This is a genomic window from Halonotius sp. F2-221B, from assembly GCF_046719765.1.
In the GTDB taxonomy this organism is placed as follows: Archaea; Halobacteriota; Halobacteria; order Halobacteriales; family Haloferacaceae; genus Halonotius.
In genome coordinates, this window is the sequence record NZ_JABEBY010000012.1 from 26188 (window position 1) to 39283 (window position 13096).

Annotated in this window: 17 protein-coding genes; 8 read left to right on the plus strand and 9 right to left on the minus strand. The window is 64.1% G+C overall.

What is annotated here, in order from left to right; all coding sequences use genetic code 11:
- The first annotated feature begins 51 nt into the window (after positions 1 to 51).
- Positions 52 to 327 carry a signal recognition particle subunit SRP19 gene (srp19, locus tag HKK80_RS09940; RefSeq protein WP_411799443.1) on the plus strand — a complete coding sequence of 92 codons (276 nt, stop codon included), beginning with the start codon at positions 52 to 54 and terminating at the stop codon, positions 325 to 327.
- Between the two features lies 1 nt (position 328).
- Positions 329 to 556 carry an H/ACA ribonucleoprotein complex subunit GAR1 gene (locus HKK80_RS09945; RefSeq protein ID WP_411799444.1) on the plus strand — a complete coding sequence of 76 codons (228 nt, stop codon included), beginning with the start codon at positions 329 to 331 and terminating at the stop codon, positions 554 to 556.
- A gap of 29 nt (positions 557 to 585) precedes the next feature.
- Here the strand turns inward: HKK80_RS09945 and HKK80_RS09950 are convergent, their stop codons facing one another.
- Positions 586 to 912: a hypothetical protein gene (locus HKK80_RS09950; RefSeq protein ID WP_411799445.1), complete on the minus strand. Its 327-nt coding sequence runs from the start codon at positions 910 to 912 to the stop codon at positions 586 to 588.
- 1 nt (position 913) lies between these two features.
- Complete coding sequence (locus HKK80_RS09955; protein WP_411799446.1) at positions 914 to 1282, minus strand: MarR family transcriptional regulator; 369 nt, start codon at positions 1280 to 1282, stop codon at positions 914 to 916.
- Positions 1283 to 1406: 124 nt separating this feature from the next.
- On the opposite strand from HKK80_RS09955, the gene HKK80_RS09960 reads away from it, so the two are divergent.
- Positions 1407 to 2435, plus strand: a complete 1029-nt coding sequence (locus tag HKK80_RS09960; protein WP_411799535.1) for a presenilin family intramembrane aspartyl protease PSH — start codon at positions 1407 to 1409, stop codon at positions 2433 to 2435.
- 23 nt (positions 2436 to 2458) lie between these two features.
- On the opposite strand, the gene HKK80_RS09965 is transcribed toward HKK80_RS09960, so the two are convergent.
- The 6 genes from HKK80_RS09965 to HKK80_RS09990 all read right to left on the minus strand — a co-directional run bounded on the left by HKK80_RS09965 (position 2459) and on the right by HKK80_RS09990 (position 7754).
- On the minus strand, positions 2459 to 2992 hold the full coding sequence (locus HKK80_RS09965) for a PUA domain-containing protein (protein WP_411799447.1): 534 nt from the start codon (positions 2990 to 2992) through the stop codon (positions 2459 to 2461).
- 63 nt (positions 2993 to 3055) lie between these two features.
- A complete protein-coding gene (locus HKK80_RS09970; RefSeq protein WP_411799448.1) occupies positions 3056 to 3223 on the minus strand; it encodes a hypothetical protein in 168 nt (55 codons plus the stop codon).
- Position 3224: 1 nt separating this feature from the next.
- Positions 3225 to 3722, minus strand: coding sequence for an NYN domain-containing protein (locus HKK80_RS09975; RefSeq protein ID WP_411799449.1), 498 nt, complete (start codon positions 3720 to 3722; stop codon positions 3225 to 3227).
- 112 nt (positions 3723 to 3834) lie between these two features.
- Entirely contained in the window at positions 3835 to 4350 is a 516-nt protein-coding gene (locus HKK80_RS09980; RefSeq protein ID WP_411799450.1) for a hypothetical protein, read from the minus strand.
- 137 nt (positions 4351 to 4487) lie between these two features.
- Positions 4488 to 6434: a DEAD/DEAH box helicase gene (locus tag HKK80_RS09985; protein WP_411799451.1), complete on the minus strand. Its 1947-nt coding sequence runs from the start codon at positions 6432 to 6434 to the stop codon at positions 4488 to 4490.
- A gap of 51 nt (positions 6435 to 6485) precedes the next feature.
- The gene (locus HKK80_RS09990) at positions 6486 to 7754 is read right to left on the minus strand and encodes a TIGR00341 family protein (protein WP_411799452.1); all 1269 of its coding nucleotides are present in this window, start codon (positions 7752 to 7754) and stop codon (positions 6486 to 6488) included.
- Positions 7755 to 8019: 265 nt separating this feature from the next.
- On the opposite strand from HKK80_RS09990, the gene HKK80_RS09995 reads away from it, so the two are divergent.
- From HKK80_RS09995 to lwrS, 5 genes are all read left to right on the plus strand, one after another.
- Positions 8020 to 8730 carry a DUF47 domain-containing protein gene (locus tag HKK80_RS09995; protein ID WP_411799453.1) on the plus strand — a complete coding sequence of 237 codons (711 nt, stop codon included), beginning with the start codon at positions 8020 to 8022 and terminating at the stop codon, positions 8728 to 8730.
- Between the two features lie 115 nt (positions 8731 to 8845).
- The gene (locus HKK80_RS10000; RefSeq protein WP_411799454.1) at positions 8846 to 9769 is read left to right on the plus strand and encodes a manganese-dependent inorganic pyrophosphatase; all 924 of its coding nucleotides are present in this window, start codon (positions 8846 to 8848) and stop codon (positions 9767 to 9769) included.
- A 139-nt stretch (positions 9770 to 9908) separates the two neighbouring features.
- Positions 9909 to 10568, plus strand: coding sequence for a bifunctional precorrin-2 dehydrogenase/sirohydrochlorin ferrochelatase (locus tag HKK80_RS10005; RefSeq protein ID WP_411799536.1), 660 nt, complete (start codon positions 9909 to 9911; stop codon positions 10566 to 10568).
- Positions 10565 to 12010 carry a glutamyl-tRNA reductase gene (hemA, locus tag HKK80_RS10010; protein ID WP_411799455.1) on the plus strand — a complete coding sequence of 482 codons (1446 nt, stop codon included), beginning with the start codon at positions 10565 to 10567 and terminating at the stop codon, positions 12008 to 12010. The genes HKK80_RS10005 and hemA overlap by 4 nt, the downstream gene beginning before the upstream one ends.
- A gap of 12 nt (positions 12011 to 12022) precedes the next feature.
- The gene (gene lwrS / locus HKK80_RS10015) at positions 12023 to 12412 is read left to right on the plus strand and encodes an LWR-salt protein (RefSeq protein WP_411799456.1); all 390 of its coding nucleotides are present in this window, start codon (positions 12023 to 12025) and stop codon (positions 12410 to 12412) included.
- Between the two features lie 90 nt (positions 12413 to 12502).
- Here the strand turns inward: lwrS and HKK80_RS10020 are convergent, their stop codons facing one another.
- On the minus strand, positions 12503 to 13033 hold the full coding sequence (locus tag HKK80_RS10020) for a type 1 glutamine amidotransferase domain-containing protein (RefSeq protein ID WP_411799457.1): 531 nt from the start codon (positions 13031 to 13033) through the stop codon (positions 12503 to 12505).
- Positions 13034 to 13096 lie beyond the last annotated feature (63 nt).

The following is a 13096-nucleotide window of genomic DNA, read 5'->3' on the forward strand; positions in this document are numbered from 1 at the left end:
ACCGATCGCACAGTCGTAACGGTATTACCCTCGGCCCCGTCTTGGTTGGGTATGGTCGAAAACGTACTTTGGCCGGCGTATTTCGACGCCGACCTGACGCGATCCGAGGGGCGGCGGGTCGCAACCGATCTCGCGGTCGCCGACCCCGCTGTCGACGAGATCGCCACCGCCGTCCAGCAGATCGGCTACGACGCTGTGATCGAACGCGACAAGACGTATCCCCGAGCGTTTGAGCCACGCGGGCGCGTGCTCGTGACGGGCGCGGAGGATACGAAAAACGATCTTGTCCAGGCCGTCGGAGCGTATCTCGGCGTCCTCCGGGAGTAAGATGCAGCGGATCGGCACCGTCGACAAAACCGCCCAGGGGCTCGGGATCGTCGCCATCGATACCGACGAGACACCCGATATCGGCCGCATGGTCATCGACGAGTCGCTGTCGACGGTCGGCCGGATCGTCGACATCTTTGGCCCGGTTGCCAGCCCATATGCGGCGATCACGCCGACCGATGGCGCGTCGCTGACGGATCTGGTTGGGACGACGCTGTACGCTGAGTAACCTTGCCTGCGAGGTCGAACTGTCGCCGATTAGGTCTGCAGATATCGATTCAGCTCCTGCCGCACCTCGTCGACCGTTGTGCCGGTCACCGTCGCGGGCTGTTTTGTTATCATCCAGTCTTTGAGTGTAAGTATCGACCACGGAGAGACGTATGAGGTTCGGGGGAGGTGTCCCTGTGAGAATCTGGTGTCTGTTAGCTCGATAGCTGCGGAGCGGGTTGTCGACGTGATGACGGCCGCGAGATACTCCTCGCCGTGGAACGGAACCTGCTCGTTTGAAAGGAGGAGATATGGCCGCTCCGGATTGTTCCCAAACGGATCATCCGCGATGACGATGGCACCCTGTGGGTAGGCCATCCTATGTCTCCTCGCCGCTCAGATCGGGGAGCTCATCAGCCCAGCCCTCGTTTTGTGCGTACCAGTCGTCACTGTATGAGGATGCTGCTGTTTCAATCCCGATGAAGGCAGCTGTCGCCGCTGCGAGTCGGTCATCGTCGGCAGCGGCCCAGTACGGTTCCTTGTGCCGAACGAGGCCGGCGGCTTCGAGCCGATTCAGCGTTGGCCCGACACTCCCGCGCGGAACCTCGGTTTCTGTTGCCAGCTCGGCTGGGGTGTATCCGACTGTCGGTGTCGCCAACAGCACTTCAAGGAGCTGTCGTGCGTTTGTGCCCTCTGAGAGATCAACGCGTGGAGTTCCGGGCTCGTGGGTTTCGAAATCGACCGGCATATACGATAATTGTATTCAAGCTGTATTAGGGGTTGGGGACGCGAAAATGCACCCCTCCTCGGCTGCCGTAGCAACGATCGTCGCCAAACACAACGGCCAAACCCCCTACCGTCCAAAGGCGACCATGTTCCCCCGGGAGTATCGCGGCGTCGCCGTCGCCGTCGTGTTGTTCCTCCTCGTCCAACTCGGCGCGCTCGCGTTGGTGCAGACGTTTTTCGATCAGGGCTACCAAGCCGTTGACGACCCCAGCGATCCGACCAACAGCCTGCTGTATATCGGTGCGGTGTTGGTCGCCACAGTATTCTTTCTGGCGGCGTTCAAATACGATCTCGACTGGGTCGTCCGCGTCGTCATCGTCGCCACCAGCGGGATGCTCTCGTGGTATGTCTTTAGCGCGGTCGCGCCCTCCGGCGTCGCCGCGCTTCTCGGTGCCGGCATCTCCGTCGGGCTGTGGGTCTACCCCGAGTGGTACGTTGTCGACACCGCCGGGGTGTTGATGGGTGCGGGCGCAGCGGGTTTATTCGGGATCACCTTCGGGTTGCTGCCGGCGATCGTCCTGCTGTCGGTGTTGGCGGTCTACGATGCGATCAGCGTCTACAAAACTGAACACATGCTGGATCTCGCCGACGGCGTCATGGATCTCCGGATTCCGGTCATTCTGGTGATCCCGCTGTCGTGGTCGTACTCGCTGCTGGACGACGTTGGCGACGATGGCGGCAGCGATAGCGACGACGGAGACGATGAGGGCAGTGACAGCGACGAAGCCGGCGAGAATGATGCCACCGAGACTGACGAGGCAGCCGACGCAGACACCGATCCGAGCGACGACATCGCCCCCGGCGACGACGAGCGCGAGGCCTTCTTTATCGGCCTCGGCGACGCCGTGATTCCGGGTGTGATGGTCGCCAGCGCGGCCTTCTTCTCGTCGGCCCCGCAGTACGCCGTGCCTGTTATCGAACTCAACACGCCCGCGTTGTTCTCGCTCGTTGGTACGCTTGCCGGCCTGCTCGTGCTCATGTCGATGGTGATGAAAGGCAAACCCCATGCCGGTCTGCCGCTGCTCAACGGCGGCGCGATCGGCGGCTACCTGGTCGGCGCGCTGTGGGTCGGGATTCCGCTTGCTGAAGCGGTCGGGATTGCTGGCATTCTCTAAGCAGCCGTCGTCGAACCGCGCGATCAGTCGTCGACGCCTTCCCGCACTTTGACGGCCATCCCGCTGTCGAAATCAGCCATCGCCTCGGCCGAGAGTTCGGCGCGACCGACCGCCAGCAGGTCGCCGCGGTCGTGGACGACAAGCACCTCGTCGCCGGGTCGGATTTCGGGATCGACCGCGCTGACGAACTTGGCGAAGGCGTTTTTCCCCTCCCGAACAAACGGCTCGGAGTCGTCCCCGACGACGACGCGAACGCGTGGGGCGTCGAACGCCGCTGCCAGCCGCCGGCCGCCGGCGACACCGAGGGTAAATCGCCCGTCGACACCGTAGGAGACCAATCGGTTGCCGTCGGCGACGAGCTGCCGTGGGCGACCGCTGCTGGAGCGGCGGATCTCGATGGCCTCGCCGGGTGGGAACAGTGCCGCGCCCGCGCCGGCTCCGAACTGGTAGTCGGCGATCGTCCGGAGTTCATCAAGGCCGCGGTCGTGGCTGCTGGCGGTGTCGCCCGTCTCGTCGCCCGGAGGGGTCTCCCCCCGACTGGCTCCCTCATCGCTCATACAGTCGTCTCTCGTCGGGCGTACAAAAACAGGACGTGTCTGTGGTGAGGAGATCGATGATCGCTACGACACCAGCCGTTGGCGAACCCACGCAAGCAGCGCGAACAGAACAAGTCCGATAGCGACGCCGGCGAGCGTGCTCTGGAGCAGCGTCCGCCCAAGTGCGAGGCCGATCGCCACCCCGAAGGTAAACGGCAGCGCCAGCCCCTCGATCTGTTTGCTCGTGGCCATCCTACAGAAGGAACTGCTCTTTGTCCTCGGCGAGATCGGTGAACTCGTCGGTCGCGTCGATCAACTCCTCGGCCGTCGAGGAGCCGAAGGCCATCACCTCGACGCGGACGCCCTCGTGGCGAAGGTGCGAACAGAGCCGCGAGAAGTCGCCGTCGCCGGTACAGAGAACGACTGTGTCGACGTGGTCGGCCAGCGTGACCGCATCGAGACTCATCCCAACGTCCCAGTCGGCTTTCTTGCTGCCGTCACCAAATGTTTTGATCGCCTTGATCTTTGTCTCGAAGCCGATGTCGACGAGCGCGTCGAAAAAATCCTCCTCGTTGGGTGCGTCCGCCCGGATCACGTAGGCGATCGCCCGGGTCAGCTCCCGGCCGGCGACCGCCTCGGTCAACAACCCTTCGTAGTCGATGTTGCGTGAGTAGTCGCTGTGGGCCGTGTGATAGAGGTTCTGGGAGTCGGCCAGCACGGCCACCCGCTGATCGGGATGAATATCGGTCATACCGATCCACGAGCTGCCGGCCTGTTGAGCCTGTCGCACCCATCCTGAACCGATCGCTGTCGGCTCCTGTCGGTTGTTGCCGGCCGCTGTCGGCTGCGGCCGTCGGTGTGGGTTACCGGTTGAATTTCACGTTCGGATCCGTGATCGAGTTGCTGATAAACGGGTGGTCGACCGTTTTTTCGACCGTTCCGTCCCGCCCGTGTACCTCCAGATTCTTGAAATTAAACCCCTCTTGGGCCTGTTTGCCGTACTCGTAGGCCTGCTGAACCGCGCTTGCGGAGCCGAAGACATAGCGTTCGTCCTCGGGGACGACGACCCACTTCTTCAACAGCGGGCTGTAGGTCACTCGCAGCGTGCTAAAGAGGTCGTTCCAGTAGATGTCGCCGACGCTTGACTCCGAATCCCACCGCAGCGTACAGGGGTGGCGGTCGGCCTCAAGCCGATCCGAGGCGGCCGCCATCGCCTCCATGCGCCGGTCGTGCACCGAAAACACCGCTGCTTGCTCGGGGTTGCGCCGGAACTCCCGACAGACGTACCCCTGTTCGATCTCGATGACCTCCAGGGGCTGCTTGCGGGGTGGGGGTGATGCCCCACCGACCGGTGTGGCGACCGAGTGGTTCTCCGACACGATACCGATAGCTGCCGCGGAACGCATAAATAAGTTAGCAAGATCGGATCGATCATCCCGTCATCATCCACATCCGCCAAAACATGGTGGATAGCTGTCTGGTTCACCTACGCGCCCGCAAATCGGCGACAGCGGCCTCAAAGCCGGGAACGAACCCGATCGATCGCCGGCAACGAAACCCCAAGCACGTCGGCGACGGCGTCGGCCGCGCTCAACAGCCAGTCGGCGCGCTCGATCCGCGAATCGAGATCACCGGGGCCGAGGCGATACCGTTCGACGAGCGTTTCGATCGTTGCGCCTTCGCTCCACTCCGCAAGGATACGGGCGGTTTTGACCGCCTCAAGCCACCGCTCGAACTCCTCGGTCTCGCCCATCGCGGTCGTGAGCTCGTCGGCGTGTTGGCGGGCGTACTCGTAGATCGCGGCCCGCTCCTCGTTGCCGAGGTAGGTATCGTGCATATCCGGCGTGTCACAGATGATCTCCAAGGCGGTGAGCGCGGTCGGCTCGGTCATCTCTCCGGCTGTCCGTAGTCCCTCAACGATCTGCACCCCGGTTTCGGGGGTGATATACTGCGTCGAGACGGTCGCGCCGATCTCGGTTGCCGCCAGGACGCGACTGTCCTCGTCGGTGCCATCAGCCGCGTTGCGGACGACCAGCCCCATCTCGATCAGCTCCTCGATGACGGCGGCAACGATTCCGGCGAGGTCGTCGACGGGGGTTTGGTGGGCGTAAAACGTCGCCGCCAACAGATCCAAGATCCCGGCTTCAGTTTCCGCAAAATCGGAGGCGATAATCGACAGCACGTGGGTTCGCAGCGCGGCCTCGCTGGCCAGCTTCGATTCGACGGCCTCGGGGGCGGCGTCGAGATACCGCTCAGCCAGTGTCTCGGGGTCGTCGGTGTCGACGAGGATCGCCTCGCCGTAGGGGTCGAGATGCGGCCGGCCCGCCCGCCCACACATCTGGTGGATTTCGAGGACAGGCAGCCACTCGGTTCCCGACCCGGTGTAGCGTTGCTGGTCGCGGACGACGACCCGGCGGGCGGGAACGTTGACGCCGGCGGCCAGTGTCGGCGTCGCACAGATGGCGTCCAGCGTGCGCTCCCGGAACGCCGACTCGACGAGCGCGCGGTGGCCGCTTCGGAGCCCGGCGTGGTGGAAGGCGACGCCATCCCGCACGCAGTCGGCGAGTCGCCCCCCGGTGACGGTGCCGTCGAGGGTTTCGATCTCGCTTGCGACGGCCTCGCGCTCCTCAGTTGTCGCGCCTTCTGTATCGCCGCGCAGTCGCTCGGCGAGCGATTCGGCCTCCCGCCGGGAGCGAACGAACGCCAGCGACTGGCCGCCGTCGGCGAGAGCACCATCGACAAGGCGGGCTGTCGTTTCGGTGTCGAGATCCGCACTTGGTGGGAGCTCCGCGGCGTCGATCCCGAGCGGATCGGTTGTCTCATCGTCGTATGTGACGGTCTCGGCGTCGGCGACACCGGTACGGAGATTGACGGGTCGCCAGTCGGATTCGACGAGTTCCGCGCCGAGCCAGTCGGCGATCTCGTCGGCGTTGGCGACGGTCGCCGACAGCGCGACCAGTTGGACGCCCGGGGTGAGCCGCCGGAGGTGCGCAAGGGTGACCTCCAGTGTTGGCCCGCGATCTGCCTGACCGAGGAGGTGTACCTCGTCGACGACGACACAGCCGATGTCGTCGACCCACGACGCGCCGTTGCGGATCGCGGAGTCGACCTTCTCGCTTGTGGCGACGACGATATCGTGGTCGGCCAGCTCCGCGGCTGGCGAGTCGTAGTCGCCGGTGGCGATGCCGACATCGACGCCCGGTAGCTCGCTGAACGTGGCGTGTTTTTCGGTCGCCAGGGCGCGCAGTGGAACGATATACAGCCCCGGCCCGTCGGCGGTCAGCATGGCCAGTTGGGCGATCAGTGTTTTGCCGCTGGCGGTCGGGATCGCCGCCATGACGTTTTGCCCCTCGCAGATCCCGGCCTCAACCGTCTCGGCTTGGGGAGGATACAGCTCCGTGATCCCCTGTCGCTGGAAGTGGGCGACATGTGGCGTCGCAAGCGGCAACCCATCAACCTGCATCTACCGACCTCTGCGGCCTACTGGCCTAAAAGCCTATGCGGGCCAACCGGCTCACGCGCGGCTGATCTGTTCGGTGACGACGCGCACGCCGACATCAACACCGGTCTGTTGCTGGATCCGTTCTCGGAGCGCGGCGGCTGACGGTGGATCCTCGCCGTAGACGCGCACCGTCACGGTCTCTGGTTGCTGGGTCAGCAGGTTTGCTTCGTAGCTAAACTCCACGTCGAGCAGATTTTCGGTCGCGTCGTCGGCGATCGTCTCAACCTCAGTTTCGAACTGCGCGTTTTCGCGGGCTGCCAGCGAACTGGTCGCCAGAAACGACGTGAGAACCAGGATCGAGATCCCAAAGATCAGCAGTCGTCGGCCGGTCAGCCGGCGGGCCTCCTTGGCGTCATACCAGTGGGTCGGCGTATACCGCCTGAGCCAGATCGTCGTTACGCCGGCAACGTTGATCGAGAGCAGATTCACCAACACCAACACGCCCGCCCCGACCGCAAGCGTCGGGTCGACGTAGGCGATCCCCAGCCCGACCGCGGCCGCCGGCGGCATCAACGCGACGGCGATCATGACGCCGACCAACGCCTCGTCGGCCCCGGAGGTCAGCGACAGCGCGCCGGCGACACCCGCACCAAGCGCGATCGCCAACGAGAGCAAGCCGGGATGGGCGCGCTCGGCGACCTGCTGAATAAGAAGTAGTTCGAGCTCCGGCGCGAGGGCGGCCCGATAGCCGGCGGCAAACAGCGTCGCGCTGCCGACCGCGACCGCGAGGCCGATCGCCTGCGAGCGCATCCCCTCCCAGAACAGCGCGTCGTCGCTGGTGACCGTGCCGACACAGGAGGCCATCGCGGGTCCGATCAGCGGTGCGATCACCATCGAGCCGACGACGACCGCCGCGCTGTCCTGCAGGAGGCCGGCGGTGGCGACGATCGCGCTGATCAGCGTCAACGCGATGTAGTTGGTGGTGCTCCGCGAGAGGTTTCGTGCCTTCGTCTGGAGCTCCTCTCTGGAGATGCGTTCCTCCTCGGCGACGCCGTTTGTCTCCTCGTCGTTCTCGTCGTCGGCCTGCTGCTGTTCGAAGCGATCGGAGACGATGGTTTCGACATCGGAGACGATCATGTAGCCGTCGCGTTCGACGCCGACATCCCGGAGCGAATCAAGGATCTCCTCGACGCTGTCGACATCGGTCGGGATGTAGATGATGTCGCTGTAATCGCTGTGAGAGGTTTCGCTCGTCATCGCGTACTCGATCTCCGCGTCCTCCAAGAGATCGATAACGAGCTGCCGTTTGCCCTCGGGAACGAGCGTTTGGATCAGACGCATGGTGGATGCTGGCCCGCGCACTGCCCAACGCGAACGCTATGGCTGGCTTTCGAAGCCGAGGATAAAACACCCGTGGGTCGTTTTGTTTACCGTCGCGGTCGGAACGGCTGCACCCACCGCTGGTGATCGAGACGAAGTCGCAGCACACATCATCTCACCGGGAACACGGTGACAAACACACGGTTTGACGGTGGTTCGTTCGTATTTATGTGCAGCCACTGACAGCAATCAGCCCCTTTTTCACTTTCGGGTGGCTTGTTTCGGTATGCCCAACAGTACAGCGTTCGGTGCCACGCTTGAGTCACAAACCGAGACCTATCTTGCGAAACTCGCTTCCTGTACCGATCTCCTGCCAACCGCCCTCACCGCGTATGCCGACGGCGAGGCGTATGCAGCGACCACCACACAGATCGAGGAGATCGAAAGCGAGTGTGACCAGCTCCGACGCGATATCACCGCCTCGATCGCAAACGCCGACTCCCGAGAGATCGGGCTGCTCAACACCCCGATCAACCTCAACCAGTCGGCGTTGCTCGATTTCTACAAGCAGCTTGATGTCGTTGCCAATCACACCGAGCGCATCGCCCAGGAGATCGGGATGCTACAGCCGGAACCCGCAAACGACAGCTACGACAAACTCCAGGAGATGGCGGCGTTGATCGTCGAGATGACGGAGATACTTGATGATGTTGTGACGCGATTTATCGCCGGGCTGGCTCGCAACGAATCCACCGAGACACTCGTCGATGAGATCGAACAGATCCGGACACTCGAAAGCAGGTGCGATACCGCCCGCAACGCGGTTATCGCAACGGCCTTTGAGAGCGATCTTGCCCAGCCGCTTGTGTACCGTGAGCTTGCGGTGTTGCTCGACGAACTCGCAAACACGATCGAGGATCTCACCGACCGAATCACCATCATCTCAAGTGCGGAACCCGGGCTTGTCACCGAAGGCGATCCAACGTCGTCCAGCTAACAACGAGTCGCTCCGTCGGCGGGGTGTGCTACAGCGGCTTCGAGACCACCCCTGTCGCCGACTGCGTCCGCCGTGTTTGGGAACGTTCTTACAACAGTAGTGCTGTCTCTCAGGCATGTCACAATCCGCCTACGCCATCGGTCACCAACAGCCCGACACCGACACGGTGATCTCCGCGATCGCTCTCGCCCGCCTGAAACAAGCCCAGGGCGGCGATGTCGTTGCCGCCCGCGCCGGCGAACTCAACCCCGAAACCGCATTCGTGCTTGATCGGTGGGGCGTCGAGTCGCCGACGCTGCTGGAAGACGCAACCAACGAGGAACTGCTGCTCGTCGACCACAACGAGTACAGCCAAACTGTCGCGGGCGCACGCGAGGCGACGATCAGCCAGGTCGTCGACCATCACCGCATCGGCGATGTGACGACCGGCGATCCGATCTCTTTCCGCGCCGAACCGGTCGGCTCGACGGGAACGATCCTCACCGGGCTCTACGATGAGGCCGGCGTCGACATCGACGAAGAAACCGCCGGACTACTGCTCAGTGGCCTCCTCAGCGACACTGTCGTGCTCCGGTCGCCGACGACGACCGACACCGATCGTGAGGTCGCCGAGCGACTGGCCGACATCGCCGGCGTCGACTACGAGGAGTATGGCAAGGAGCTGTTGGCGCAAAAGAGCAAGCTCGGCGAGAAGAGTCCCCGCGAGATGGTGCTTGGGGATTTCAAGGAGTACGACATCGGCGACGACGTGCTGGGCATCGGGCAGATCGAGACCGTCGAACCCGAAACCGTTCTCGACCAGCGCGATGCGGTCATTGAGGCGATGGACGAGGTTGTCGCCGAACGCGGCTACGCCGTGTTGCTCGTGCTCGTGACCGATCTGCTCGAAGAGGAGTCGACGGCCTTCATCGCTGGCGATCACACCGAGGCTGTCGGCGACGCCCTCGATGCGACATTCACCGACCGGGAGGCGTTCCTGCCGGGCGTGATGTCCCGGAAAAAACAGGTCGTTCCGCCGGTCGAAGACGCCCTGAAATAGGTGGATTTCGACGCGGATACCAGAGTACTAATCGGCTGTCGTCGCCGAGTTGTGGCCAGTTGTGAGCCAGACCGCACGGCAGCCGATCAACGGGCTGACAGCACCCTCTGGGGTGTCGACGCCCCCACGCCAGCGAACAATGATCCCACTCTATCACGATTTCACCGATGCGACGGTGCTCATCTTCGGCGGCGGCAGCGTCGGCGCACGGAAGGCCAAGCGGTTCGCCGCCGAGGCCGACGTGGTCGTTGTCAGCCCAACCTTCGACGATCGGTTCGAGGAGTCCGAATGCCCGACAGTTGAGCGGATTCGGGCCGCCCCAACGCCGGCGACGGTCGCCGACTGGTTCGACCGCGTCGACCCCGCGTTGGTCGTCGCCGCCACCGACGATAGCGAGCTCAACGCCGCTGTCGCCGAGACAGCTGCCGACCGCGACGTGCTCGTCAATCGCACCGATCGTGCGGGCGAGCGGTCGGTGGGTAGCGTCGTCGTTCCCGCAACCATCGATGATGGGCCGGTCTCGGTCGCCATCTCGACCGGCGGGCAGAGTCCGGCGCTCGCTCGGTATCTCCGCGAACAGGTCGAAGGTGAGATCGACGATGCAGGCAAAATGGCCGAGCTCACGGGTCGGCTTCGGGCTGAGTTGAAGGAGACGGAGTCCCCCGAGACACGCCGGGCGATACTCCGTGCGGTCGTCCGCTCGCCCGCGGTTTGGAAGGCTTTACATACGGGAGTCGCCAACGCTGAAAAAGAGGCAGCACGCGTAATGCAGGATCACCGCACAGGGGAGGATACATGATACGCAACGGCGTCATCACCGGCGTCCGCGTCGCCCACGATACGGCGACCGTCGACGAGATCGAGGCCGCCAGTGCGGACGATAGTGCCGATCGGATCGCCGCCCTGTTGGCGACGCCGGGCGTCCGGGAGGCATTCGTGATCCAGACGTGTAACCGCGCGGAGGCCTACGTCGTCACCGACCGCGCCGATGAGGGCCGGGACGCCCTCACCGAGGTCGCCGACCCGGTTCGCTCCGGGGCGGTCGTCACGATGGCCCACGAGGAGAGCCTGCGCCACCTGATGCGGCTGGCCGCCGGGCTCGAATCGCTCGTCCTCGGCGAGGATCAGATCATCGGCCAGCTGAAAGACGCTATCGAGATCGCCCGCCGCGCCGAGGGGCTCGGGCCGATGTTAGAGGACGCGCTGATGAAGGCCGTTCACGTCGGCGAGCGCGCCCGCACCGAAACCGCGATCAACGAGGGCGTCGTCTCGCTTGGCTCGGCAGCCGTGACGCTCGCCGACCGCGAAATCGATCTTGACGGCGCGACCGCGCTGATTCTCGGGGCCGGCGAGATGGGGACGATCGCCGCCGAATCGATCGCCGAAACCGGGGTTGAGCGGCTGCTGATCGCCAACCGAACGATCCCGCATGCAACCCACGTCGCCGACACCGTGCCGACCGACGCGAGTGCGATCGGGCTGTCGGCAGCCGGGGCCGCCGCCGACCGAGCGGATGTGGTGATCGCCGCAACCGGGAGTCCGGAGCACGTCCTTGATGCCGATGAACTGGCGACCGCTGGCGAGACGCTCTGTATCGATCTCGCCCAGCCGCGGGATGTCGACCCCGCCGCTGCCGACGAGGCCGGGGTCACGATCCACGATATCGACGCACTGGAGGCGATTACCGCCGAAACCCACGCCCGCCGAGAGGACGCCGCCGCCGAGGTTGAGGCGATGATCGACGAAGAGTTTGATCGCCTGCTCGCGCTGTTCAAACGCAAGCGCGCCGACGAGGCGATCAGTACGATGTATGAGAGCGCCGAACGCGTCAAAAACCGGGAGGTCGGCACCGCGATGGCCAAGCTCGATGCCAACGCCGAGCTGACCGACACCCACCGGGAGGTTATCGAATCGCTGGCAGATTCGCTGGTCAGCCAGCTTTTGGCCGCCCCGACAAAGAGCCTGCGTGAGGCCGCCGCCGAGGACGATTGGACGACGATCCAGACGGCGATGCAGCTGTTTAATCCGGAGTTCGACGGCCCGATCCCGACCGACGACGCTGTCGACGGCTTCGACGTTGACGACGCTACCGACGCCGAGACGGCCGATAGCGACGGCACAGCAGCCGGCAGTGACAGCGATACACCAGCCGGCCCACCGGAGTCGCCCGCGGGACTTCCTGACGGCGTCGACCCCGAGGAGATCCCCCAGCACGTCCTCGAACAGCTTTCCGATAACTGACCCTTCGCCGGTATGCAGGCGAACTACGTGTTTCGGGTGACGATCCGGATCGATCCATCAGAGGTCCGCCTCGATCCCAACACCTTCGAGACGATCTGTCGCCTGCCGGCTGCGACCCCGGGTGCCGATGGCTGGCTGTTTTTCCAGCACAACCTCTGGCGCGGCGATGTCGCCGACGCCGACCACATGCGAGCGCTCTTGACTGACACACTCGGCGCTGAGGTTATCGAGGCCAGCTTCAGCGAGCTCGAAACCGACGCGGCCTACCGGGCAGCACTCGAAAGCGAAATCGAGACGGATCTCTCGCGGTTCAACGCCGACTCGGTCGAGGCGGTACTCCACCAACATCTCGGCAGTTCGATCCACATCCGGGGCAGCGAGGCGATTAGCGGCGACGAGTGAGCGAGTCGTCCATCGGGCGAAGCGTGGCGGAGCGGCCCCATCGACCGATATTTCGCCGCGCGATGGGCTTGCCGTTCCCGCCGACAGCGGCTATGAATGCTCGGCCAGCGTGTCCACCAGCACGCGGTTGTAATCGGGGATATCCGCGACGACGCGGCCCCAGACGATGTTGCCGTCCCGAAACGCCGGCTCGTCAACCCAGTTCGCTCCGGCGTTGATGAGATCGTCTTTGATGCCTTTCGACCCTGTGGCGTCCGAGCCCTCGACGATCCCGGCGGAGATTCCGACCAGTCCAGCGTGACAGATCAGCCCGATGATCGTGCCGGCCTCGTGGGCCTCCCGGACGAGATCGAGTACCGTCTCGTCGCGGCGGATCTTATCGGGCGTCCAGCCGCCGGGTACCAACACCGCGTCAACGGTCGCGGGGTCGACATCCGCGGCAGCGACCTCGGTTTCGGCTGTGAGCCCGCCGCTTTTGCCCGTATACTCCACGCCTGCGCTCATGCCGACGATATCGATCTGTGCTCCTTCCTCCTTCAAGCGCATGTAGACCGCCCAGAACTCCAGATCCTCGAATCCTGGGCCGACCAACATGGCGATCCGTGTGTCTGCAAGTTTCATCTGTGACCACTGTCTCGGTATAGCTCCCATCTCGGCATAATGGTTTGTCCCGATTCGGCCTCC